Source organism: Bordetella genomosp. 7, from assembly GCF_002261265.1.
GTDB lineage: Bacteria > Pseudomonadota > Gammaproteobacteria > Burkholderiales > Burkholderiaceae_B > Bordetella_A.
In genome coordinates this window covers 222,313-245,675 of the sequence record NZ_NEVK01000007.1, presented here as the reverse complement: position 1 = coordinate 245,675, position 23,363 = coordinate 222,313, and the positions used below count along the sequence as shown (strand labels likewise).

General features: G+C 65.4%; 26 protein-coding genes. 16 read left to right on the top strand and 10 right to left on the bottom strand.

Features of this window, described 5'->3' with window-relative positions; translation table 11 throughout:
- Positions 1-67: 67 nt before the first annotated feature.
- Positions 68-994, bottom strand: a complete 927-nt coding sequence (gene argC / locus CAL19_RS15765; protein ID WP_094797345.1) for an N-acetyl-gamma-glutamyl-phosphate reductase — start codon at positions 992-994, stop codon at positions 68-70.
- Between the two features lie 115 nt (positions 995-1,109).
- On the opposite strand from argC, the gene CAL19_RS15760 reads away from it, so the two are divergent.
- A complete protein-coding gene (locus CAL19_RS15760; protein WP_094797321.1) occupies positions 1,110-2,021 on the top strand; it encodes a LysR family transcriptional regulator in 912 nt (303 codons plus the stop codon).
- Positions 2,022-2,060: 39 nt separating this feature from the next.
- Here CAL19_RS15760 and CAL19_RS15755 read toward each other — a convergent pair whose 3' ends face one another.
- Positions 2,061-2,456, bottom strand: a complete 396-nt coding sequence (locus tag CAL19_RS15755; protein WP_026639008.1) for a RidA family protein — start codon at positions 2,454-2,456, stop codon at positions 2,061-2,063.
- Positions 2,457-2,593: 137 nt separating this feature from the next.
- Between CAL19_RS15755 and CAL19_RS15750 the strand changes: the two genes are divergently transcribed.
- Complete coding sequence (locus tag CAL19_RS15750; RefSeq protein ID WP_094797320.1) at positions 2,594-3,517, top strand: LysR family transcriptional regulator; 924 nt, start codon at positions 2,594-2,596, stop codon at positions 3,515-3,517.
- Between the two features lie 179 nt (positions 3,518-3,696).
- Positions 3,697-4,572, top strand: a complete 876-nt coding sequence (locus CAL19_RS15745) for an MBL fold metallo-hydrolase (protein ID WP_094797319.1) — start codon at positions 3,697-3,699, stop codon at positions 4,570-4,572.
- Here the strand turns inward: CAL19_RS15745 and CAL19_RS15740 are convergent.
- The 5 genes from CAL19_RS15740 to CAL19_RS15720 form a co-directional block, all read right to left on the bottom strand.
- On the bottom strand, positions 4,569-5,030 hold the full coding sequence (locus tag CAL19_RS15740; RefSeq protein WP_026639017.1) for a carboxymuconolactone decarboxylase family protein: 462 nt from the start codon (positions 5,028-5,030) through the stop codon (positions 4,569-4,571). The genes CAL19_RS15745 and CAL19_RS15740 overlap by 4 nt on opposite strands.
- 145 nt (positions 5,031-5,175) lie before the next feature.
- Positions 5,176-6,600, bottom strand: a complete 1,425-nt coding sequence (locus CAL19_RS15735) for a PLP-dependent aminotransferase family protein (protein WP_094797318.1) — start codon at positions 6,598-6,600, stop codon at positions 5,176-5,178.
- A gap of 35 nt (positions 6,601-6,635) precedes the next feature.
- Positions 6,636-7,286, bottom strand: coding sequence for an FMN-dependent NADH-azoreductase (locus CAL19_RS15730; RefSeq protein WP_094797317.1), 651 nt, complete (start codon positions 7,284-7,286; stop codon positions 6,636-6,638).
- Complete coding sequence (locus CAL19_RS15725; RefSeq protein WP_249276329.1) at positions 7,283-7,729, bottom strand: GNAT family N-acetyltransferase; 447 nt, start codon at positions 7,727-7,729, stop codon at positions 7,283-7,285. Before CAL19_RS15725 ends, CAL19_RS15730 begins: the two co-directional genes overlap by 4 nt.
- Positions 7,730-7,855: 126 nt before the next feature.
- Positions 7,856-8,650: a helix-turn-helix transcriptional regulator gene (locus CAL19_RS15720; protein ID WP_026639021.1), complete on the bottom strand. Its 795-nt coding sequence runs from the start codon at positions 8,648-8,650 to the stop codon at positions 7,856-7,858.
- 103 nt (positions 8,651-8,753) lie between these two features.
- Here CAL19_RS15720 and CAL19_RS15715 point away from each other — a divergent pair, with 103 nt between their 5' ends.
- From CAL19_RS15715 to CAL19_RS15680, 8 genes are all read left to right on the top strand, one after another.
- A complete protein-coding gene (locus CAL19_RS15715; protein WP_094797315.1) occupies positions 8,754-10,337 on the top strand; it encodes an MFS transporter in 1,584 nt (527 codons plus the stop codon).
- 226 nt (positions 10,338-10,563) lie between these two features.
- Positions 10,564-11,010 carry a hypothetical protein gene (locus CAL19_RS15710; RefSeq protein ID WP_212589907.1) on the top strand — a complete coding sequence of 149 codons (447 nt, stop codon included), beginning with the start codon at positions 10,564-10,566 and terminating at the stop codon, positions 11,008-11,010.
- On the top strand, positions 11,007-11,537 hold the full coding sequence (locus tag CAL19_RS15705; protein WP_094797314.1) for a fimbrial protein: 531 nt from the start codon (positions 11,007-11,009) through the stop codon (positions 11,535-11,537). The genes CAL19_RS15710 and CAL19_RS15705 overlap by 4 nt, the downstream gene beginning before the upstream one ends.
- A 224-nt stretch (positions 11,538-11,761) precedes the next feature.
- Positions 11,762-12,481, top strand: a complete 720-nt coding sequence (locus CAL19_RS15700; protein ID WP_094797313.1) for a fimbrial biogenesis chaperone — start codon at positions 11,762-11,764, stop codon at positions 12,479-12,481.
- A gap of 5 nt (positions 12,482-12,486) precedes the next feature.
- Positions 12,487-14,988: a fimbria/pilus outer membrane usher protein gene (locus CAL19_RS15695; protein ID WP_249276328.1), complete on the top strand. Its 2,502-nt coding sequence runs from the start codon at positions 12,487-12,489 to the stop codon at positions 14,986-14,988.
- Complete coding sequence (locus tag CAL19_RS15690; protein WP_170941551.1) at positions 14,976-16,121, top strand: fimbrial protein; 1,146 nt, start codon at positions 14,976-14,978, stop codon at positions 16,119-16,121. Before CAL19_RS15695 ends, CAL19_RS15690 begins: the two co-directional genes overlap by 13 nt.
- Positions 16,122-16,132: 11 nt before the next feature.
- Complete coding sequence (locus CAL19_RS15685; RefSeq protein WP_212589906.1) at positions 16,133-16,459, top strand: acyl carrier protein; 327 nt, start codon at positions 16,133-16,135, stop codon at positions 16,457-16,459.
- Positions 16,456-17,673 carry a beta-ketoacyl-[acyl-carrier-protein] synthase family protein gene (locus CAL19_RS15680; RefSeq protein WP_094797310.1) on the top strand — a complete coding sequence of 406 codons (1,218 nt, stop codon included), beginning with the start codon at positions 16,456-16,458 and terminating at the stop codon, positions 17,671-17,673. Before CAL19_RS15685 ends, CAL19_RS15680 begins: the two co-directional genes overlap by 4 nt.
- 64 nt (positions 17,674-17,737) lie before the next feature.
- On the opposite strand, the gene CAL19_RS15675 is transcribed toward CAL19_RS15680, so the two are convergent.
- Together CAL19_RS15675 and CAL19_RS19640 are read right to left on the bottom strand one after the other, a co-directional pair.
- Complete coding sequence (locus tag CAL19_RS15675) at positions 17,738-18,139, bottom strand: RidA family protein (protein ID WP_094797309.1); 402 nt, start codon at positions 18,137-18,139, stop codon at positions 17,738-17,740.
- A gap of 65 nt (positions 18,140-18,204) precedes the next feature.
- The gene (locus tag CAL19_RS19640) at positions 18,205-18,393 is read right to left on the bottom strand and encodes a DUF3008 family protein (RefSeq protein WP_026639028.1); all 189 of its coding nucleotides are present in this window, start codon (positions 18,391-18,393) and stop codon (positions 18,205-18,207) included.
- A gap of 118 nt (positions 18,394-18,511) precedes the next feature.
- Here CAL19_RS19640 and CAL19_RS15670 point away from each other — a divergent pair, with 118 nt between their 5' ends.
- Positions 18,512-19,069 (top strand): BON domain-containing protein, encoded by a 558-nt coding sequence (locus tag CAL19_RS15670; protein ID WP_170941550.1) that lies wholly within the window; start codon positions 18,512-18,514, stop codon positions 19,067-19,069.
- Here the strand turns inward: CAL19_RS15670 and CAL19_RS15665 are convergent.
- Positions 19,066-19,524 carry a hypothetical protein gene (locus tag CAL19_RS15665; RefSeq protein ID WP_094797307.1) on the bottom strand — a complete coding sequence of 153 codons (459 nt, stop codon included), beginning with the start codon at positions 19,522-19,524 and terminating at the stop codon, positions 19,066-19,068. The two genes, CAL19_RS15670 and CAL19_RS15665, sit on opposite strands and share 4 nt — an antisense overlap.
- A 95-nt stretch (positions 19,525-19,619) precedes the next feature.
- Here CAL19_RS15665 and CAL19_RS15660 point away from each other — a divergent pair, with 95 nt between their 5' ends.
- From CAL19_RS15660 to tssB, 4 genes are all read left to right on the top strand, one after another.
- The gene (locus CAL19_RS15660; RefSeq protein WP_094797306.1) at positions 19,620-20,906 is read left to right on the top strand and encodes an SDR family oxidoreductase; all 1,287 of its coding nucleotides are present in this window, start codon (positions 19,620-19,622) and stop codon (positions 20,904-20,906) included.
- On the top strand, positions 20,891-21,355 hold the full coding sequence (locus CAL19_RS15655; RefSeq protein ID WP_094797305.1) for a DUF2269 family protein: 465 nt from the start codon (positions 20,891-20,893) through the stop codon (positions 21,353-21,355). The genes CAL19_RS15660 and CAL19_RS15655 overlap by 16 nt, the downstream gene beginning before the upstream one ends.
- Before the next feature lie 342 nt (positions 21,356-21,697).
- The gene (tssA, locus tag CAL19_RS15650; RefSeq protein ID WP_026639032.1) at positions 21,698-22,738 is read left to right on the top strand and encodes a type VI secretion system protein TssA; all 1,041 of its coding nucleotides are present in this window, start codon (positions 21,698-21,700) and stop codon (positions 22,736-22,738) included.
- A gap of 43 nt (positions 22,739-22,781) precedes the next feature.
- A complete protein-coding gene (gene tssB, locus CAL19_RS15645; protein ID WP_026639033.1) occupies positions 22,782-23,354 on the top strand; it encodes a type VI secretion system contractile sheath small subunit in 573 nt (190 codons plus the stop codon).
- Positions 23,355-23,363 lie beyond the last annotated feature (9 nt).

The following is a 23,363-nucleotide window of genomic DNA, read 5'->3' as shown; positions in this document are numbered from 1 at the left end:
GGACACGTCCGGCGCCCGCGCGCGCCAGGAATTTATACACCGGCGCGGCGCGCGGGTATAGACTCGATTATTGCGCCAGCATCAGTTCCAGGTTCTGCACGGCAGCGCCCGAGGCGCCTTTGCCCAGGTTGTCGAATACCGCGGAAAGCAGCACCTGGCCGTGACGTTCATTGACGAATACGCCCAGCTGTATGTCGTTGGTGCCGTTCAGGGCCTGGGGATCCAGGTGCGTCATGGCGCGGGTTTGCGCCGATGGCAGCACCTGCACGTGCTGCATGCGGGCGTAGTGTTGTTCAAGGCAGGCGTGCAGGCGCGCGCCGTCGGTGCCGGCTGGCAACAGCCGCAGCTCGATGGGTATGGTCAGCACAATGCCCTGGCGATACGCGCCATACGCGGGCACGAAGAGCGGGCGGTGTGCCAGCGCCGCGTGCAGCGCGATTTCGGGGGTGTGCTTGTGTTCCAGGGCGAGCCCATATACCTGCGACGGCGGCGTGCCTTGCGCCGCAGCCGACTCGTGCGCGTCGATGGCGGCCCGGCCGCCCCCCGAATAGCCGGATATGGCATGAATGGCCAAGGGGTAGTCGCGCGGCAGCAGGCCGGCGGCGACCAGGGGCCGCAGCAGCGCGATGGCGCCGGTGGGGTAGCAGCCCGGGTTGGTGACACGGGGCGCGACGGCGATACGCTGCGCCTGGCCGTGGGCCATTTCCGGAAAGCCGTACACCCAGTCGGCCTGCGTGCGATGCGCAGAGCTGGCGTCGATGACTCGCACCGACGGGTTCCGGATGAAGCCGACCGATTCGCGCGCGGCGGCATCGGGCAGGCACAGGATGGCAATGTCGCAGGCGTTGATGGCCTGGGCGCGGCGCTGCGCGTCCTTGCGTTCGGCCGCCGGCAGCGTAAGCAGCCGCAGGTCGGTGCGACCGCGCAGCCGGTCGTGTATCTGCAGGCCGGTGGTGCCCTGGTCGCCGTCGATGAAAACGATGGGAGTGGTCATGATGCGCTTGCCCCGATGCGGTGTAGTCTGCAGGGGATCATCGGCCACCCGCTAGAATAAGAAAAGTTGAATTTCCTGACGACTTAAGTCAGGTTTTGCAAAGTAAAAGGACGGCATGCGAGAAATCAGCCTGGACCGCTTGCGTACTCTGGTGGCGATCGCCGACCTGGGCTCCTTTGCGGCGGCCGCGCAACACCTGCATCTTGCGCCGCCCACGGTCAGCCTGCACATTGCCGAACTGGAACGCCGGCTGGGCGCGCCGCTGCTGACTCGCCAGCGCGGCAACGTGCGGCCGTCGGCGGTGGGCGAAATGCTGGTAGAGCGCGCGCGCCGCCTGCTGGCCGAAGTTGAAGCCACGCTGGACGACGTCGGGCGACAGGTGCAGGGGCTGGCCGGGCGCGTGCGCCTGGGCGCATCCACCGGCGCCATCGCGCACTTGCTGCCCCATGCGCTGGAACGCCTGCGCGCGCAGCATCCTGATATTGACGTGCAGATCGCAGTACTGACGTCGCAGGAAACCCTGACGCGTCTGTCGCAGGGCAAGCTGGACATCGGCCTGGTGGCATTGCCGCAGGCGCCGGTGGCGGGCCTGGCGATACGGCCATGGCGCCGCGATCCCGTGCTGGCATTTCTGCCGGCCCACTGGCAGCCCCCGGCGCGGGTAACGCCGGCCTGGCTGGCGCAACGGCCGTTGATCCTGAATGACGCCAGTACGCGCCTGTCGCGCCTGACGGCGGAATGGTTCGCCCAGGGCGGCTGCCGCCCGACGCCGCGCATCAAGCTGAATTACAACGACGCCATCAAAAGCCTGGTGGCGGCCGGCTATGGCGCAACCCTGCTGCCGCACGAAGCGGGCGCGCCGCAGTGGGACGCACGTATTGCCATGCGGCCCCTGCGCCCCGCAGTGTGGCGCGAGCTGGGAATTGCGCACCATGTGCAGCCCGTCGAGCGCGCGACCCGCCATGTATTGAATGCGCTCTGGGAACTCAAGGCGCATGGCCGCGGGGGCAGGCCGGCGGCCGGCTGAACGCCGCGCCCGAGGTATGCGGGCAAGGCGCGCGGTAGCTTATGGCTGAGGCAGCCGGGCGATGACTTTGATCTCGAAGTCAAAGCCATACAGCCAGGTGACACCCACGGCGGTTACGGTGGGGTAGGGCGCGTTGCCCCAATAGTCTTGCACGGTGCGCCAGATGGCGTCGAATTTCGACTCGGGGTCGACCATGAAGACGGTGACGTCCACCACGTCGTCGAATGTTGCGCCTGCTTCGTGCAGGATGGCGTTCAGGTTATGGAATGCCCGCCGTACTTGCTGGTCCAGATCGGGTTCCGGCGAGCCGTCGTCGCGGCTGCCCACCTGGCCGGATACAAACAAGAAGCCGTTCGACTTGATCGCGGGCGAGTAGCGGTTGCGCTCGTAGAGCGCATGGCGGTTGGGGGGGAAGACGACATCGCGGGTTGCCATGGTAGACCTCAGTATCGGCGGTAGGCCGGGTTGGGAAGATGGCAGTCACTGTATCGATCGCCGACGCTCCGATAAACAGGCAAGCTTGCGCTTGACTGTTTGTAGAATGCAAACAATTGTCCGATTTCGGAGGCGTGATGGACCGTATCGACGCGATGCAGGCATTTGTCCGTGTAGTGGAAACGGGCAGCTTCACCAAGGCCGCGCAAACGCTGCACATGAGCAAGACAACCGTAACCCAGCTGATACAGCAGCTGGAAGCGCGCTTGCGGGTGCGGCTGTTGAACCGCACCACCCGCAAAGTCAATGTTACGGCCGACGGCGCCGCGTACTACGAAAGGGTGGTGCGTTTACTGGCGGATATGGACGACGCGGAAACCAGCCTTTCCGGCGCATCCGCCCAGCCGCGCGGACTGCTGCGCATCGACGTACCCAGCCCGTTGGCGCGCATGCTGCTGATACCGGCGTTGCCGCAGTTCTATGCGCGCTATCCCGATATTCAGCTGCACATGGGCGTCAGCGACCGCGTGGTCGACTTGATCGACGAAAATGTGGATTGCGTGTTGCGCGGCGGAGAAATCACCGACCAGTCGCTGGTGGCCCGGCACGTGGGCGACCTGGAGCTGGGCGTGTACGCCGCCCCCGCTTATCTGAAATTGGCTGGGCGGCCCGCGCATCCCCGAGACCTGCAGGACGGCCATCACCGCATCGTGGGCTTTCTGTGGCTGCGTACCCGCAAGGCGCTGCCCTATGCCATGCACCGCGATGGCGAAAGCCTCAGCGTGCATGGGCGCTACGCGCTGGCCGTAGATGACGGCAATGCGTATCTGGCCGCAGGCCTGGCCGGCATGGGGATACTCTGGCTGCCGCACTATATGGCTGCGGACCACGCCGCGCGCGGCGAACTCGTGCGGATTTTCGAAGATTGGCAGCTCGACCCCATGCCCATGTACCTGGCCTATGCGCCCAACCGCCACGTCAGCGCCAAGCTGCGGGTTTTCATGGACTGGGTCATCGATCTGATGACGCGCGCGGCGCCGTTGCGGCGCCGCCCCTTGTAAAGGCGCAGCCGTATCGGGGCCGGACATGGCCTGCAAAGTCAGGCAGCCTGGAACGCCGTTTCTCGTTGCTCGACCAGCGCCGTCAGTATCATGTTTACCGCGGCGGTGAGGCCGCATTTTATGTAGTCGATTTCGCTAACCTGTTAACGTATGGTCTGGGCCTACACCGGGGTTTACACATGGCGCAATCGGCATTGATCCGGGCTTTTTTCGATGAAGCCACCAACACGGTCTCTTACCTGGTTATCGATCCCGATACCATGCAGGCGGCGGCGATCGATCCCGTGCTCGACTACGACCATCGATCGGGCGAGTTTTCCACGCAATCGGCGGATGCCATGGTGGCGGCGGCGCGCGCCGAGGGGGCCGCTATCGTCAAGGTGCTGGAAACGCATGTGCACGCCGATCACCTGAGCGCCGCGCCGCACATCAAGGCATTGACGGGCGCCACCGTCTGCATAGGCGAGCATGTGAGCGCGGTGCAGAAGATTTTCCAGCCCGTGTTCAACCTGGAGAGCCTGTCGTGCCGCGGTGCCGAGTTCGACGAGCTTTACCATGACGGCCAGGAGTTCTTGCTGGGGGCGCTGCCGGTGCGGGTGCTGCACACGCCCGGCCACACGCCGGCGTGTGTGTCGTACCTGATCGGGGACGCGGTGTTTGTGGGCGACACGCTGTTCATGCCCGACTACGGCACCGCGCGGGCCGATTTTCCCGGAGGCGATGCACGCGTGCTGTATCAGTCGATACGCCGTCTGCTGGCTTTGCCTCCCGCCACACGCGTGTTTACCTGCCACGACTACAAGGCGCCCGGGCGCGATTTCTACGCATGGGAAAGCACAGTACAGGCGCAGCGTAGCGGCAATGTGCATGTGCGCGACGGCGTAGGCCAGGACGAGTTCGTGGCCATGCGCACGCAGCGCGATGCGGGCCTGCAGGCCCCGGCGTTGCTGCTGCCGTCGCTGCAGGTTAATTTGCGCGCGGGCGGCCTGCCGCAGGCGGAAGACAATGGCATTCGCTACCTGAAGATCCCCATGCGCGCCGCGTCCGCGAGTTAAGTGCCGGCGCGCGCGGCGGCGGCAGGCGGGTTGCGAAAGCCCACGCCCAGCCGGTTGAGCGCGTTCATCAAGCCTATCGCATAGGTAAGATCGGCCAGTTCTTTTTCGTCGAATGCCGCGGCCGCGGCGGCGTACTGTTCGTCCGGCGCGCCGGTGGCCGCGACGTTGGTCAACGTTTCCGCCCAGGCCAGTGCGGCGCGCTCGCGGGCCGAGAACATTTTGCCGGCTTCTCGCCATACCGGCACCAGCACCAGTTTGTCGATGGCAAGGCCTTGCTCGAGCAGGTCGCGTGAATGCATGTCTATGCAATAGGCGCATCCGTTGATCTGCGACACGCGCAGGTAGACGATGTTGACGAGTTCGCGTGGCAGGCCGCAGGTGTGTAGATAGGCGTATACGCCGCGCAAGGCCTTGAAGCCGTCCGGCGACGCCTTGGCGTAATCCAGGCGTTGGGTCATGTTGTGGTTTCCGTGAACTTGATTGCAATGCAAGAAGCACGATGATGGCCGGCCATGGACCAGCTTGAAAGAGCCAAGATCTGCCTTACGCTCTGAGCCATGCGTGTGCATGGGCAGCCCTGCGTGCGAGCACGGCAGGCGCCGTTCAGAGCACTTCCAGGATGCGCCGGCCCAGCGCTTGCGCTTCTTGTCGGGTAGGAATGTTGGTAAAGCCCAGCAGCAGCCCGCGGTGGTTGCTGCGCGACTGGCTCCATGTGCTCAGCGCGTGGGCGTACATGCCGCCGGCGAGCATGCGGGCGGCGAGTCGCTGATCGGATACGCGGCCGGCGGGCCGCACGATCAGGTGCATGCCGCCGGGCTGGGCATCGATACGGACGTGGCGGCCCAGCACATCCAGCAATCCGGCCGTCGCGGCCTGCCGCCGCTCGCCGTACAGCTTGCGCATGCGCTGGATATGCCGCGCAAAATGGCCCTCGCCCATGAACGCCGCGACAGTGGCCTGGGTAAGCGGGGGGCTGCCGGCGGCGAGTATGTCGTTGATGCGCTCGAAGCGCCCGATCAGGGATTCGGGTACCACCAGGTAGGCGAGCCTGATGCCGGGATACAGCACCTTGCTGAATGTGCCGGCATAAATAACGCGCTCGTCGCGATCCAGGCTTTTCAGGGCTGGCAGCGGGCGGCCGACATACCGGTATTCGCCGTCGTAGTCGTCTTCGATGACCCATGCCCGGGCGCGTGCGGCCCAATCCAGCAGTTCCATGCGTCGCGGCAGGGCCAGCGACATCGACAGCGGGCTCTGGTGGGCGGGAGTCACCACCACGGCGCGGGCGCGGGGCGCAGCGCCCATGCCGGCAGAAATCGACAGGCCTTGTTCGTCGACGGCCACGGGTACGGCACGCATATGCAACAGGGCCAGCAGTTCGCGGGTGGGAGGGTACCCCGGGTCTTCGACCCATACAGAATCGCCCGGCTTCAAGAGCGTATGGGCGGCCAGCGCCATGCTGTGACGGTACCCCGAGGTGACGATTACCTGCGCCGGCGTGCATGCGATGCCGCGAGCAACATTCAGGTAGGCCGCGATTGCCGCGCGCAATGCGGGCAGCCCGCTGATTGCGGGGTGGTTCATGTCGGCGGGCTGCATGGCGCGCACAGTGCGTGCGGCCAGCCGCGCCCAGATCTTGCGCGGAAACGCATCGAGCGCGGGCAGGCCCATCTGAAAGGGCAAGATGGGTTGGGGCCGCGGCTCGAGCGTGGCGGGATGGGGGTGGTCGTGCGGGGCAGCGCTGGCGTGGGCCGCGCCGCGCGCGTTCAGGTCGGGCGACACCACCGTGCCGGCCTGGCCGCGGGCTTGTGTGTAGCCTTCGGCGGCCAGTAATGCGTAGGCCGATTCTACGGTGCCGCGCGCCAGCCCCAGCTCTTTGGCCAGGGCGCGAGCCGACGGCAGGCGCTCGCCCGGCGCCAGCAAGCCAGCGACAATGGCGCCGCGAAAGCGCTGATAGATTTGCCGGTAATACGACTGAGGCGCCGCCCGGTCCAGCGGCGAAATGCTGCCGGGTTTTGCTGCTGTCATGGCCCGCCCATCTGGAGACATACGGTGCCGGGAAATTATAGGGCTGGTATCTCGGCGCCGCGCTGCACAGTACTTGCGTGGAAATGGGCGTCTATGGATGCGATGGCGCAGCTTCGTGCCGCTCTGACTTTATCGGGGTCTGCGGCGGTGCCCTGTACAGAGAAGAAAGTAATGTCGCGAATGCCGATGGTGTTCAGCACCGCTGTCAGGTAGGGCGTCAGGAAGTCGGGCTGGCGCGGCGGCTCGTCCGCGTAGGTGCCGCCCGATGCAACCGCCACGAAAGTGGGCCGGTCGTGCAGCGTGCCGATCTTTCCTTGCCGCGTGGGCTGGAAGCTGCGATACACCCGGACGACATGGTCGATCCAGGCCTTCAGGTTGGAAGGCACGGTGTAGTTGTGCATGGGGGTGCCGATGACCAGGCAGTCGGTTTCTTCCAGTTCGCGGATCATCTGTTCCGATGCCGCCAGCGTACCCAAGTGGTCTTTGCCAGCAGGCGCTGCGAAGCCGCCCAGCACGTCGGCATAATCTTCATCCACGTGCCCGGCGCCGGCTCCCGCAAGCGGACGTTCGATCAGCCTGGCTGCGGGGTATTGCGCGATAAGGCGTTCAACGACGGCCTGGGAAAGGCGGTAACTTTCGGACTGATGCCCACGCGGGCTGCTGGTGATGCGTAGAATGGATTTCAAATGGGTTCCTTGTTGATCGGACTTGAGAACCGCATGGCGCCGGACAGCAGGCCCTGGCGGAAATAGAAGCGTTGGGCCAGCGCGTTGGACAGGCCGGTATCAAGCACCAGTTTCGCGCAGTTTTCTTGTTCGGCGATGTGTGCCAGTTCATCGAGCAGCCGCGCGCCGTGGCCCTGGCCACGCTGGTCATCGCGAGTAACCAGGTCGTCTACGTACAGGAACCGGCCATAGATCAGGTTTTCTTGCAGGCGGTATCCGGCCGCCGCAATAACGGCATCGTGTTGCCACACGCACAGTATCTGGTAATGCTCGCCTGCCATGCGGCGTACGCGCGCCAGGAGATCCGCGGGGGTTTGCAGATGCGGACGCAATTGCTGCATTACCGGAAAGCAGGCTTCAACCTCTGCTGGCGTGCGGGCATGCCGCAGTACCGATACGTTCAACGATGGCTCCCTGGATGACTGCTCCGGCTGCGCCGCCGGCGATCCGGCGGGCAACCGTATGGTAGGCGCGCCATGACGCATTACCAAGGGCCAAGATATGCAATATGGACTGGGCCATGCGGGGCGTCACGCCATGGCCGGGAAATACACCACCAGCTTCAGATGCCGATGTTCATCCACTACCAGCGTCTCGTGGTGGTACTGATAAGGCTCGCCTTGCGTATCGATGATTGACGCAATGCCGCGGCGGGCGGGATGCTGGGCTGCCGTGTCCCAGCATTGCCGGAAGCCCGGCGACATCTGTTTCAAGTCGTCGATCAGGGCCAGCATGGCCGGGTCGTCCGGCGCTACGGCGAGGTCATAGCGGAATTGAGCAAGCAGCCCTGGCGCATCCTCGTGCCAGGCTGGCAGGCGCGGCCGCATTGCGGGGTCGGCGAAGAACATGCGCAGCAGATTGCAGTCGCCGGCGGGCCGGCCGGCGAGCGCAAAGACCCTATCGGCGCAAGCGTTCCACGCCACCACGTCCCAACGCAGGTTCTGCACATAGGCAGGCCTGGGCAAGTCATCGAGCAGTTGCTGGATCGCGGGGCTGACCGTCAGGCGTTGATGCGCCTCTGGCGGCGGCGGGCGTCGGTGCGCCAGTAAAAACAGATGGCTGCATTCGGCATCGTTCAGCTTGAGTGCGTGGGACACCCTTAGCAGGAATTTTTCCGACACCCGGATGTCGCGCCCTTGCTCGAACCAGGTGTACCAGGTAAGGCCCACGCCTGCCAGCGCGGCGACTTCTTCGCGCCGCAGGCCGGGGGTGCGGCGGCGCTCGGTGGCGGGCAGCCCTACATCCGCCGGGGCCAGCCGCCTGCGATGGCGCACGAGGAACTCGGACAGGTCGGAACGGGTGCGATCAAGGCTGCGGTCGCGCATGTGTGTTGCCATCAGTAATAGGATAAACGCTTAAATTGTCATAGGACGATATTGCATTGAAGATGGCAACCCCGCAATCGAACTCGACCAGCAGGCCATTTTCATGAACCAAGATCGCCAACTCGCCGCGGCAGGCGCCGCCTCTGTGCATAGACCGCCGACGGTTCCCCAACTGGCCGATGCCCGCGCATGGGCCGGACTGGCATTGTTGTCGCTGCCCACCATCATGCTGGGGCTGGACCTGACCATGCTGCACCTGACTTTGCCTGCCCTGGCGGCGGACTTGCAGGCCAGCAGCACGCAGGCTTTGTGGATCATGGATGCCTATGGCTTTTTGATTGCCGGCTTTCTGATCACGATGGGCACGCTGGGAGATCGCATCGGCCGCCGAAAACTGTTGTTGATAGGCGCCGCGGCGTTTGCCCTGGCGTCGGTGGCCGCCGCATTCTCGACCAGCGCCAATATGTTGATCACGGCGCGAGCGGCCCTGGGCGTGGCCGGCGCCACGCTGATGCCATCGACGCTGGCGCTGATCAGTAACCTCTTCACCGACCCGAAGCAGCGCGCCGTTGGTATCGGCATATGGGCCACGATGTGGGGAGTGGGGTCGGCTGCCGGGCCGATGGTGGGCGGCCTGATCCTGGAATGGTATTGGTGGGGCGCGGCGTTTCTGATTGCGGTGCCCATAGTCGGCGTGCTGCTGATCCTGGGGCCCTTTTTGTTGCCCGAATACCGCGCGCCGCACCGCGAGCGCCTGGACCTGCCCAGCGTGGCTTTGTCGCTGGGCGCCATGCTGCCCATTGTGTATGGCATCAAGTTGATCGCCAAGTCCGGCTATGCGCATCAGGCCGCTGTCGCCGTGTTGCTGGGTGTGCTGTGCGGCTGGGTGTTTGTCAGGCGCCAGCGGCGGCTGGCCGATCCGTTGCTGGATCTCGGCCTGTTTGCGAATCGCGGGTTCCGCGTTGCCTTGCTGGTGCTGTTGTTGGGGCTGGTGTCCGTAGGAGGCGCCATGTTGCTCACCGCCCAGTATCTGCAGCTGGTGGCCGGGTATACGCCCTCTGCCGCCGGCTTGTGGATGGGTGCGGCGGCCCTGGCCATGGTCGTGGGCGGTGTCGGCGCGCCGTTCGCGGCCCGCGTGATACGCCCGGGCCTGGTGGTGGCCGGGGCGCTCGCGCTCTCGGCGGCCGGATACCTGATGCTCGCGATGGTAGACAGCGGCGGCTCGGGGGCGATGCCGGCCGTCGCCGCGCTGGCGCTGGCCTACCTGGGCAATGGCACGATAGCCGCGCTGGGAACCGAACTGGTCGTGCATGCCGCCCCCGCCGACAAAGCGGGATCGGCTTCGGCCATGACTGAAATGGCGCAGGACCTGGGGATATCTCTGGGCATTGCGCTATTGGGCAGCGTTGCCGTTGCGGTTTACCGGGGCGGCATGGCCGACAGCGTGCCGGCGCATCTGCCCATGGACGTTCGCGACGCGCTGGCCGATAGCCTCTGGGCCGCGGCATCTGTGGCGCCGCAGCTTCCCGCGGGCCTGCTCGAACAGGCGCGCGGCGCGTTTGTCGACGGGCTGCAGGCGGCGGCTTATTTCAGCACTGTGAGTGTGGCGATACTGGCCGCCGTTGCCGCGATGACATTGCGTTCGATAACGCCCAGCGCTTCTGTTCGGGCAGGCTCGGCGTCGTGAAGCAATTAATGCAAACGATGCAGAAACAGGAAAAAATTCTCTGACTGTATCAGAAGTATTCGCCAGGCTGCGACGGTTGCCCTAGGATTGCGGCGCATATTTCGGCGCTTTTGCAATAGGTCAAATTCATAACCGCGTACCGACCCTACCATGCCGTTGCTTTCTTCATGGAAGACAGTAACGGCAGTTTGCCGTTTCAGCGTGGACCTGTTTACTGATCGCCTGCATGAGCAAACTAGGAATATGGGTGGACTTCAACGAGAAGGTCGTCTGCAACGAGTTGCGCCGCCAGGGCCTGGTGTCTTTCGACACCTGGCTTATCGACGCACGCTATTGCAAGGCGCGCTTCTGTCGAATCACCTACCAGGGCTATCGCCTGTGGGCGCTGCCCTGTTTGCGGCTGATGCGACAGCATGCCGGGCTGGCCCGCATGCTGGCCACGGCCGTGCGATGGATGTCGGCCGATATGGCATTCCAGGGGGGCCTGCGGTGCAGGCGCCACTGGCGGGGATGGATGGTGCATCGCTGCATCTTCTGGCCCGCCAACTGGCTGCTGGGCCTGGCCGTGTCGGCATGCAAGGTGGTGTCGGCGGCTACATCCGCGCCTCGGCGGGCAATCGGTGCAAGGTCCACACCCTGGCGTCCTTTTAATCAGTTCAATCGACAATCATGAAAAAGACTTTACTTACGGTGGTGGCTTCTGGCGTACTGGCCGCTCTGGCGGGCACTGCGGCCGCCGACACGGGAAACATCTCGTTCATCGGCGAAATTACCAACGCGGCATGCGCCATCGGCGGCGGCCAGGATGGCGCGGCCATGACCGTTGCCATGGGCAGCGTACCGGCCACCATGTTCGCAGCCGTTGGCGACCGCGGGCCGCAAACCGAGTTCGTCATCAAGCTTATCGGCTGTGACACCACTATTGCAGACACCGCATCGATTTCGTTCAGCCCTGCGGCGGGCAGCGTCATTTCCGGCCGCCTGCTCAGCCTGGAAAACGGCATGGGCGCCCAGGGCGTGGCGGTGGGGTTGGCCACGGCCGCCGGCACCGACATCGTGGTGGGCGGCGCCGCCAGCGACTACCTCCTGATCGACGGCACCAACGAACTGCGGTTCAAGGCCTTCTACGAAGCCACGGCCTACCCGGTGACGGCCGGTAGCGCCAACGCCCGGGCGGTGTTCCAGGTGGACTACTCCTGATCCGCCGCATCGGCGGGCCGGTTCACAAGACTGGCTTTGCCGCGCACGAAGTTCGCACTGATGGCGGCCGCTACGCGGCCGCCGCCCCACGCCCGGGCCAAGCCGGCCGTCTGCCCCCGATGTCGGGCGGGCCGCCCACGAACCCCCGATCTGGCGGCGTGCATGCCGCAGCGTTGGCCAAGGTACCTGGGCCGGCGCAGATCTGGCCGTTAGAAGCTTTGTAAATGAATACCTCGATCCGACGCATGTGCCTGGCTGCCTTGCTCTTGTGCAGCACGGGCGCGGTGCAGGCCGGCATTCAGTTGTCGAGCACGCGCGTCATCATGAACCACGAACAGAAGCATGTTTCGGTGTTCGCCAAGAACATCGTGGCCGAGCCGTATGTGGTCCAGGCATGGATAGACGGCGCCGCCGAAGAAATGGAAACGCCATTCTTCATTACGCCGCCGCTGAGCCGGTTCGACGCGGGCGTGGAGCGGCGCCTGACCATCACCCGGGTGGGCGAGGGCATGCCGCAGGACCGCGAATCGTACTACTGGATCAATGTGCTGGAGATCCCGCAGAAGAAAAACGCAGCCGACAACACTTTGTCGCTGGCCATGCATACGCGCATCAAGCTGTTCTACCGCCCCGCGTCCGTGCTGAAGCAGCCACGCGGGCCCGAGCTGCTGCAATGGCGCCTGGGGCGCGACGGCGGCGCGTGCCGGCTGATGCTGCACAACCAGTCGGCCTATACCATCAACTTCGCCCGCATCGAGATTGCGGGTGAAGCCGCAGATTTCGGCCGCACCGTGGTTGCCTTGCCCCTGGCCACGACGGCGGTAGCGCTGAGCCGCTGTCCGGCCACGGACACCACGCAGGTCATCGCCCACGTCGTCAATGATTATGGCGTCGTCGAGGCCTGGCCTGCTGCCACGGTGACGCCGGCCACGCCGGCGCGCTGACCGACATGAATAGGCGGGTTGGCATGCCGGCATGGGCCGGCGGTGCGACGCTGGCATGTGCCGCGCTTGCCTGTGCCGCCGGCCAGCGCGACGAGGCGGCGGTGTTCGACAGCAGCTTCCTGTACCGCGCGCCCGGGCAGGCCGAGCATGTGGATCTGTCGGTGTTCGCGCACGCCAGCCGGGTGTTGCCGGGCCCGCGTTCGGTGACGCTGCGCCTGAATGAGCAGTTCGTGGATGTGCGCGTCATCGAGTTTGTTCCCGTGCCCGGCCAGGAAGATGCCGAGCCCTGCCTGTCGGTATCCGCACTGCGGGAACTGGGTGTGAAGGTCGATGCCTTTGCCGCGCTGGCGTCATTGAAAGATGACGCATGCGGGCGCACGCTGCAGGCCATACCGTCTGCGCAGGCGTCTTATGACGAAGGCGCCAACGTGCTGAACGTTTCGATCCCGCAGGCCGCACTGGACCGCAAGGCGCGCGGGGCGGTTGCGCCAGACCGCTGGGACGCGGGCACCAACGCCATGTGGTCGTCGTACCGAATTTCGTACAACCGTACGCGGTCAAGCGACGGGCCCTTCACGTACAAGAACCAGACGGTATATGTCAATTTGCGCAACGGGCTTAACCTGGGCGCGTGGCGCCTGCGCGGCAATGGCAATTACTACACCGATGACCGTACATCCAGGTGGGATTGGGCCGACCTGTATGCCGAGCGCGATATCGCGTCGTGGCGCGGGCGGTTGCGCATGGGCGACAGCGCGACCGACGGTCGGGTATTCGAATCGGCGCGCTTTCGCGGCCTGCAGATACGGTCAGACGACGGCATGCTGCCAGACAGCCAGCGCGGATACGCACCTGTGGTGCGGGGCGTGGCGGCCAGCAGCGCCAAGGTCACCATCCGGCAGAACGGGCAGGTGATCTATGCGACGTTCGTGCCCGCCGGCCCGTTTGTGATCGACGATCTGTACTCCACCCCGGGCGGAGGTGACCTGGAAGTGACGGTGGACGAACTGGGCGGGCGCAGCACGCAGTATCTGCAACCGTTCTCGGCCCTGCCCACGATGATGCGCGAGGGCGTGTGGAACTACAACCTGATGCTGGGTGAGCATCGCCACAACAATGCGGCGACGCGCCCCTTGATGGCGCAGGCCGCGCTGGCTTATGGGTTGCCGCTGGGCCTGACTGCGTATGGCGGGTGGACGATGGCGCAAGGCGGCTACCAGTCCGGCGCGGCGGGCGTGGCGGCGAATCTCAGGCATCTGGGGGCGGTGTCGGCAGACCTGACCGGATCTCGATCGCGCAATGCGCAAGGCGCCAGCATAACGGGTTCGGCCGCGCGCATTCAGTATGCAAAGTCGTTTCCCGGCAGCGGCACGGATTTCACGCTGGCCAGCTATCGCTACAACTCCGAAGGCTATCGCAGCCTGAACGACGCGGCGCGCGATCGCGGGGAGCATCCCGACAGGGCCGATTTCCGCCGCCAGCACGAGTACCAGTTGTCGGTGTTGCAGCGGATGGGCGGCAGGGCATCGCTGTCGCTCAATTTTTACGGCATTGCGTATCGCAACGCGCCGCGCAACGCGCGCTACGCCCAATTGGGATATTCCAGCACGATCGGGCGGATAGGCTATTCGGTGACTTTTGCCCAGAGCGTCAGCGCGTGGCGCCAACGTGAGTCCACGCTGATGCTGAACTTCAGTATTCCGCTGGCGGGCAACCATACTGCCAGCTATGCGTTCAACCGTACTGATCGGCAGGGTTCGAGTCACAGCGTCAACCTCAGCGGTGCGATGCTGGACGATTATTCCCTGAGCTACGCCCTGCAGGCCGGGGCGGCGCGTGGCGCAAATGCCTATAACGGCGCAACAGGCTATGGGTCGCTCAGCTATGCCATGCCTGTGGGCCTGGCCACGGCCAGTCATGCAACATCGGGCGGCGCAACCAATACGTACCTGGACGTCAGCGGGGCCGTGCTGGCCGATGGCAAAGGGCTGCTGTTCGGGCAATCGCTGGGCGAGACGGCGGTCATCGTCGAGGCGCCCGGCGCCGCCGGCGCCGTGGTAGACGCGATGCCCGGCGTACGCACCAATGCGGCGGGCAGGGCGCTGGTGCCGTACGCCAGCCCTTATCGCGAGAACCGCATATCGCTGGATGCCGGCGCCGGCCTTGACGGAGCGCACTTGAAACAGAACGTGCAGACGGTGGTGCCGACCCGCGGGGCCATTGTGGTGGCCCAGTTCGACACGCAATTGGGGCGCACCTTGCTGGCGGTGCTGAAGAACGCAAGCGGCAAGGTGCTGCCTTTTGGCGCGGCAGTGTATGACGCCGAAGGAACGCAGCAGGGCATCGTCGGCCCCGTGGGCCGCGCGTGGCTGACGGGCCTGCAGGGTACGTCGCGTTTTACCGTGAAATGGGGCGAGCAGGCGGACCAGCAATGCAGTTTCGAGATCGATATCACCCAAGAACAGGATGCCGCCCCGCAGGCGATGGAGCTGACATGCCTGTCGTGATGTGCGCGCGGCCCTTCTGCCGGCGCCCCGGCGCGAAAGCGGCACACGCCCTGGCGCTGGTCCTGGCGTTGGCCGGCGGCGCGGCGACCGCGCAGGCCTGTTCGGTCAATCGCGGCGGAACCACGAGCAAAAACAACTATTACGCGGCCTACGACGCGTCGCTTTTTCAGATCCGGGTGCCGCCGGGCCGCGCCAGCTTTCCCCTGCCGGCGTCCCCCGTGGCTGGCGAGACGCTGTTCGTGGCGGAAATGCCCTTGCCGGAGCTGGGATCGGGCTCGGCCCAGGGGCGGGCGGCGCCGCTGTACGCCTGCAACGCGGGCGCCGTCGAGACATTTCGCGGCGGCACGGCCCTGGTGGCCGGGCATCCCGACGTGTATGCATCGGGCGTGCAAGGCATTGGGTACCGGGTTTACTACTATTACATCGACGCTTCGCAGAACGAGGTGGCGCCGTATTCCGCCAACAACACGTACAAGTCCGGCGCTTTGGTATTTCCGTTCAATGGCTCGGCCGGCATGGGCACGGGCCTGAAGGCGCGGATCGAATTCGTGGCGACGGGCGAGCCGATCTTGCCGGGGCAGCTGTCACCGTCCAACGTCTACGGGCAGGCCGCGGTAAGCAATGTGGGCAATGTGGCTGTGCCGCAACTGTACCGCGTGCAGCTGGCCACACCGGTTGCCGTTACGCCGCCTACTTGCGACGTGCAGAATCCGGCCGCGCTGACGGTCAGGCTGCCGGCCGTGCCGGTGCACTTGTTGTCCGCATCGCCGGGCCGGGACATTACCAGCACGTCGATAGAGGTCGCGTGCAGCTCGCCGAGCGAGGCGTCGCCCACGGTGACGATCATTCCCAATAGCACGGTGGCGGGCTATCCAGCCACGCTGGCCAACCAGGAAAGCGGCGCGTCCGCCGCCGATGGCGTGGGTGTTCAAGTGTGGGTCTACGACCCGGCCGCCGACGCCTATCGCCTGCCGGCTTTCGGCGTGGCCGAGCCGGGGCTGGGGGCGCCGATGGAGGGCGCGCCGTCCCGCCGCTGGCGATACCTTGTGGGAGCCAGCTATGTGCAAGTAGCCGCGCCCGTGCGCGCCGGAAAAGTACGGGCCAGCGCCACGCTGAAGTTCACCTACCCTTGATTACCACTTCTATGGCCACCCTGCCTGATACCCCGGTGCTGCGCGAGAAGCTCGCTGCCATCATTGCGCGCACCTGCCGCTGTGAACCCGCCCCCTTGCTGGATAACCACGCCTTCGCCAGTGTGATCGAGCAGTTCGATTCACTGGCCATCCTGGAAATACTGCTGGAGATCGAGACGGAGTTCGGCCTGTCGACCGATGAAATGCTGCCCGCGGAACACCATGTCGGCGCACAGGAATTCACCAGCGTGTTTCCACGCAACCTGGACGACCTGGCGGCGTATATGCGCCAGGTGCACGCACGCCGGCCCGCCAATACGACGCAGGTGTCGCCATGACGCGCCGGCGAGTGGTCGTGACCGGGGCTGGCATGGTGTCGCCCGTGGGCAGTTCCGCCCAGGCGTCTTTTGATGCGCTGAATGCGGCGGCGTGCGGCATCCGCAGGCATCCGGACCCGCGTATCGCCAGGAGCGTGGGCTATGTGGAACAGGATCTGGATGTCGGGCTGCATCCCGGCCAGGCGCGGATGCTGGACCGTGTCACTCTGATGGGCCGTTACGCCGCCATGCAGGCGCTGGCTGCCGCCGGGCTGGATGCGGGCCCGCAGTCCGAGTGCGGGGTATTCGCCGGCACCGGCATCGGTGGCGTCACGACGCTGTGCGAAGCCGTAGAGGCGTACCACCAGATCGTGCCGAAACGGCCGGTGCTGGTGGTGCCGGCGGTGATGCCGCAGGCCCTGGCCGCGCAGATCGCGCAGCAACTGCAGTCCACCGCCGAGGCGCAGACGTATGCCACGGCATGTTCGGCAGGCGCGGTCGCCATCGGCGAGGCCTACCGCCGCATACGCGACGGATATCTCGATGTTGCGATAGCTGGCGGAGCCGAATCGATGTTCTCGCCGATGCTGATGGCGGCGTGGGGGCAGTTGCATGTGTTGTGCGCCGAGCCCGACAAGGGCCAGCAAGGCTATTGCCGGCCGTTCAGCCACAGGCGTACTGGTTTTGCGCTGGCCGAAGGCGCGGCGATGCTGGTGCTGGAATCCGAGGCCCACGCCCGTGCCCGGGGCGCGCCTGTGATCGCCGAGCTATGCGGCTACGGTGTGAGCAACGACGGAACGCACCCTGTGCGCCCGGACCCCAGGGGCCAGGCGCTGGCGATGTTGCGCTGCCTGGTCGACGCCGGGCTGGATGCCGCCGAGGTGCAGTACATCAGTGCCCACGCCACCGGGACGTTGGCCGGCGACCGGATCGAAACGGCCGCCATCAAGCAGGTGTTCGGCGACCACGCCCGGCGCCTGGCGGTAAGCAGTATCAAGGGCGCCGTGGGTCACACCATAGGCGCGGCGGGCGCCATCGAGGCGGCGGTCACGGCCATGGCCGTGCACAACGGCGTCGTGCCGCCTACGCTTTTCTACGCCAGCGGGGACCCGCAATGCGATCTGGACTATGTGGCCGAAGGCGCGCGGCGGCTGCCCGCGTTGCGCGTGGCACTGAGTAATTCTTTCGGCATGGGCGGCAATAACGCCGTGCTGGCGTTTCGCAAGGCCGGGTAGTCCGGCCTTGCATCGGAACGCTGCGCGACGCCTTGTGGCGCCGCGCGCGTGGCCCGTGCCCGGTTCAGGCTTCTGAGCCCGGGCCGGGAATGCGGCGCTCGGGCAGCAGCGCCTGCACTTCGATTTCGATGTCGACGTCGCGCGAAAGCCGTGCCTGCACAGTGGACCGTGCCGGCAGTGCGGGGCCGAAGCGCGCCGCATACACTTTGTTGAATTCGCCGAACAGGCCCAGGTCGGAAAGCCATACCGTGGCGCGCACCACGTCGCTCATCCGGCATCCTGCCTTGGCCAGGGTTTCGCTGATGCGGTCCAGCACCGCTTCGGTCTGGGCGGCGATGTCGCCGCGCACGACATTTCCGTTGGCGTCCAGGGGGATCTGGCCGGACAGAAAGCAGAAGCCTCCGGCCAGTACGGCGCGGGACAATGGCAAGTCGGCGGCGGCGGGCAGGCGCTTGATACGGGACATAATGCGGCCTCGTTGGCAGTGAAAGACCAACTACCGTATCACAGCGCGCTGCGGCGCCGGCGGCCCTACGAGTCGCGCTTGTGTTGCGGCTTGCCGTGGCGGGGCGTGGACGCCATTTTTTCCAGTTCCTTTTTGTCCATGGATTCATACATGGACTTGGAAGCGCCTTTCAGGTCGCTTTTTTTCTGTTCGCCTCGCTTGGCGGCAAGCGCGGCGCCGGCGGCTTTTTGCTGTGCTTGGGATTTGGCAGGCATGGCGGGTCTCCGACAGGGACATAGAGCAGTGAGGCGCCGCAAGCCGCATGCCTGCGCGGCGGCGGGCACGCAGCTTGCAGGTCGGCGTGTCTCTTTCTTATTGCGATGGAGGCCCGCGATGCGCTATCGCCTGAACGACTTGCCGGACGCCGAACCCAAGCGGCGCAATCATGACCGCAGTTCCAATTCCGGATATCCCGCCGGAGGCAACACCTATACCGACGAGCGCGACCCATACAACCGCCGCTACGATGACCCCGTGGCCGGTGAACATGCGCGTGATGCGACGCGCGACATCTATTCACAGCCCGACAGCTGGAAGGACGACCCGCAGTGGCAGGGCCAGGGCGTGGGCCAGGGCCATTTTCCCGGCCGCTCGGGGCTGACCTTTCCCTACCAGACGCAGCCGCGTCGCCCGGTTTACCCCAAGGGCTATGTGCGTTCCGACGAATACATCCAGGATGATCTGTGCGAACGCCTGAGCCGCAGCGGGCTCGAGGTGGGCGATGTATCAGTGGCGGTGGAGGGCGGCAAGGTGTCGCTCAGCGGCACGGTGCCGTCACGTTGGATCAAGCATGCTGTAGAGGATGCCGCGAGCGAGACGCGCGGCGTGACCGAGGTGGACAACCGGATACGTATCGCGCCCCGCGATGCGCACACCGGAGAGAGCGGCTAGTGGCGGCGGACGATGCGCATGAGCGCCAGCCCGATGCCGAAGGCGACGTATACGCCTGCCAGCGACGGCCCGGACAGTCGCCTTTCGAAGCCGGGCGTCAGCCTTTGTGGCGTGGCCTTTAAATCGACCAGGCAGGCCGCGCCGGCGACGCCGAGCCCAGCGGTGCAGGCTTGCCATGCCGGCCGCGGCCGCTTGCCCAGCCAGGCCTCGTATGCGACCGCCCACAAGATAGACATGGCATGATGGATGACATAACCGGCCAGGGTGTAGCGCAGGGTGGCGCGTTGCTGGTACACAGCTGTGTCGCGCCACAGCCAGTGGCTGACCGCGTTGACAGGCGCATAGGCGCTGCGGCAGTCGCGTGTGCCGCAGCCGGCCAGCACAGCCGTAGAGACGATGCTGGCGACGCTGCCCGAAGCCATGGCTTGTCGGATGCTGTACGAAAGGCGGCCCATGCGTGCTCCCGGTGGTGGATACAGCCTTCAGCTTGCATGTCGCGGCATAGCCGCGCTGTAACGGATGGTGCGCGATTGCTTCGGGAGCGCAGGCCATGAAGATACTGGTGCTGGGCGCCCGCGGGTTTCTCGGACGCCACGTGGCAGAGGCGCTGCGGCGCGCCGGGCATGTCGTGGTGGCAGGGGCGCGCGGCGCGCCCGGCGAAGGCACAAGCGATATCGAACACCGGGCGCTGGATTTCAACCAGGTGCGTCATGCGCAGGAGGTCGTGCCGGTGTTGCGGGGCATCGATGTGGTTATCAACACCGTCGGTATTTTCCGCGAGTCGCGAGGGCAGCGGTTTACGCAGTTGCACGACATCGCGCCTCGCGCGGTGTTCGAAGCGTGCGTCCAATCGGGCGTGCGGCGCGTGATCCAGGTTTCGGCATTGGGGGCGGATGCGCAGGCCGGCAGCGCCTACCACTTGAGCAAACGGGCCGCCGACGATTACCTGCTGTCGCTGAAGCTGGATGCAGTCGTGGTGCAGCCTTCACTGGTTTACGGGCCGGGCGGCACCAGCGCGGCGTTATTCGGCACGCTGGCCAGCATGCCGTGGGTGCCGGCGCTCGATCTGGGCCAGGCGCGCCTGCAGCCTATACATATAGAAGACGTCACAGCAGCCATCGTTGCCCTTGTCGGCATCGCGCGGCTGCCGGCACGCCGCATCGCGTTGGTCGGCCCCCGGGCCCTGTCTTGGCGGGAATTCATGTCGGGCTTGCGTCGGGGCATGGGCTTGCCGCGCGCCCGCTTTGTGCCGGTACCGGCGCAGGCCATTGCTCTGCTGGCCCGCATCGGTAACCTGCTGCCGGGCGCTTTGCTGGACACTGCCGCATTGCAGATGCTTCGCAGGGGGAACAGCGCCGACGTAGCGCCACTGCGCAGCCTGCTGGGGCGCCTGCCGCGCGACGTCAGCCGGTTTATCGAGCCGGCCTGCGCGCCGGCGCTGCGCACGCAGGCGCAGCTGGGGTGGTGGCTGCCGGTGGCCCGGCTAAGCCTGGCCATGTTGTGGATCGTGACGGGCATCCTGTCGCTGGGGGTGTATCCGGTGCAAGACAGCTATGCGCTACTGGAACGGGCCGGGGTTCCCCAAGCCATTCAACCGCTGGCGCTGCAGATGGCGTCCTGGCTGGATATCGCGTTGGGCGGGTTGGTATTGATGTCGCGGCGGCTGCGCTGGGTGTGGGCCGCGCAGGCATCGCTGATACTTGTTTACACGGCGATCATCACGTTGCGGTTGCCGGAATTCTGGCTGCACCCGTACGGCCCGATTTTGAAGAATCTGCCACTGTTGGCTTTGCTGTGGCTATTACATGAACTGGAGCGGCCATGGAATACGCGATAGCGAAGTGGCTACACGTATTGTCTTCGACCGTGCTGTTCGGCACGGGTATCGGCAGCGCGTTTTATTTCCTGGCGGCGGCGCTCGGACGGGATGCCCGCACTGTGGCGTCGGTGGCGGGTTACGTCGTGGTGGCCGACTGGCTCTTTACCGCCACGACCGCCGTCGCGCAGCCCCTGACCGGCTATTGGCTCATGCGGATTTCGGGCATGGGCTGGGACGTCGGCTGGGTGCGCATGTCCGTGCATTTGTACATCATGGCGATTGCGTGCTGGCTGCCGGTGGTATGGCTGCAGATACGCATGCGCAACCTGGCGCGCCATGCGGCTGCCACCAGGCAGCCGCTGCCCCCGGCCTACTGGCGCTGTTTCCGCGCCTGGTTCGCGCTGGGCGTGGTGGCTTTTGTGGCTTTCGTGGCGATCTTCTATTTAATGACCGTCAAGCCGATGTAGCGACGTTCGTCACCCGTGCGCAGGGTGCAACGACGTTGTCGTAACCGTGGCCCCCGCAGACTCTTATATAGATAAAAAAGGGCGCATACGGGCGCGCCCAGGCGTATTGCGACGGGGCGAAGGCGGGCACGCAGGCCGGCCCTATTGTTTCAATATTTGTTTTTCCCTGTACGCGAGTTGTGCAAATTCGTTGTCAATTGTTATTAAAAAGTAAGAAACAACAGTAGCTGTTAATGATTGCAGGAAATAACACATGCTCTGCCTAGAATTCGGATTTCCGCGGCAGTTAGCCGGAGATGGGCTGTTTTAACGTATCGGGGTTATCCCTATGCGACAGGGATCATGGAATTTGCCGACATTCTGACCGCTCTGGATCCTCGCCTGCCATGTGGTGAAGACCTGGAATATGACGCCGAGTTTCTGCAACTGCAGCAAGCTGCGGTGGAGCGCAGCGAACAGCAGTTCGGCTCGACCATCATTCCCGCCCAGCCTCCCGATTGGCGCGAGGTCGAGAAGCTGGCGCGCGGCCTGCTGGAACGCACGCGCGATGTGCGCATCATGGGCTACCTGACCCAGGCGTGGACCGAGACGCGCGGGCTGCCCGGCTACGCCGACGGCGTGACACTGGTGGCCGACACGCTCGACCGCTATTGGGAGTCGGTGCATCCCCGGCTGGACAGCGTGGGCGAAGACGATCCCATGCCGCGCATCAATGCGCTGGCTTCGCTGGGCGACGTGGCCGGATGCGCTCGCAGCGCGCGATCGAGCCGTCTGGTAAATGGTGTGCACGGACAGTTGTCGTTGCGCGATGCCGAGTCGGTGCTGGACGGCAGCCGGTCGGATCCCGATTTTTATCCCGGCGGGCGGGCCCGCCTGGTAGAACATCTGCGCCAGGCTTCGCTGCGGCAGGACGCCGATCTCGAGGCGGTTGTCACCGCCGCGCAGTCGTTGCGCCGCATACAGCAGCAGGTCGCCAGCCGCCTTGGCCAGGAATGGGTGCCGGATTACGCCGGGACGCTGCGCACGCTCGATATGGTGCTGCAGGTGCTGCATGATTCCGGCACCGCGCCGCAGCCGGAAGAAATAACCGGGGACGCAATCGCCGAAAGCGCGGAGACCCCTGCCGCACAGGCGGCCGCGCCCGCGATGCGCTGGCAGGACGCGCAGATCCAGACACGCGAAGAAGCGGCGGCCATGCTCGCCAAGGTGTGCGCTTATTTCGAGGTGCATGAGCCCAGCCACCCGGCTCCGTATTTGATACGGCGGGCGCAGCAGCTGATCTCGATGAGCTTTCACGACATTATGAAGAATCTGGCGCCGCAGGGCCTCGAGCAGTTCGAGGCCTGGCTGCCCAGGGATGCCGGCGGCGGACCTGGCGCGTGATGCGCCCGCGTATTCGCACTGATACCAGGACAGGAGAACGAACATGGCAACGACACTGAAGGGCAGCGGGCAGAAGTTCATTGCACGCAACCGCGCGCCGCGCGTGCAGATCGAATACGACGTCGAAATCTACGGCGCGGAGCGCAAGATTCAGCTGCCCTTTGTCATGGGCGTGATGGCGGACCTGGCGGGCAAGTCGGCGGAGCCGCAGCCGGATGTGTCCGAACGCAAGTTCATGGACATCGACATCGACAACTTCGACGAGCGCATGAAGTCGATCCAGCCGCGCGCGGCGTTCCAGGTGCCCAATACCCTGACGGGCGAGGGCAACCTGAACGTGGATGTCACCTTCGAGAGCATCGACGATTTTTCGCCGGCGACGGTGGCGCGCAAGGTCGGCGCGCTGAATGAGCTGCTGGAGGCCCGCACCCAGCTGGCCAACCTGTTGACCTATATGGACGGCAAGGCCGGCGCCGAAGAGCTGATCGGCAAAGTGTTGAAGAACCCTGCGCTGATGAACGCCCTGGCGGCGGCGCCCAACCCCGATGCTGCCTCGAAGGGCGATGGCGCCAGCCCCGGGGCGGACGAGTCCGAAGCCGATCCGGCCGCGAAATAAACCATAACG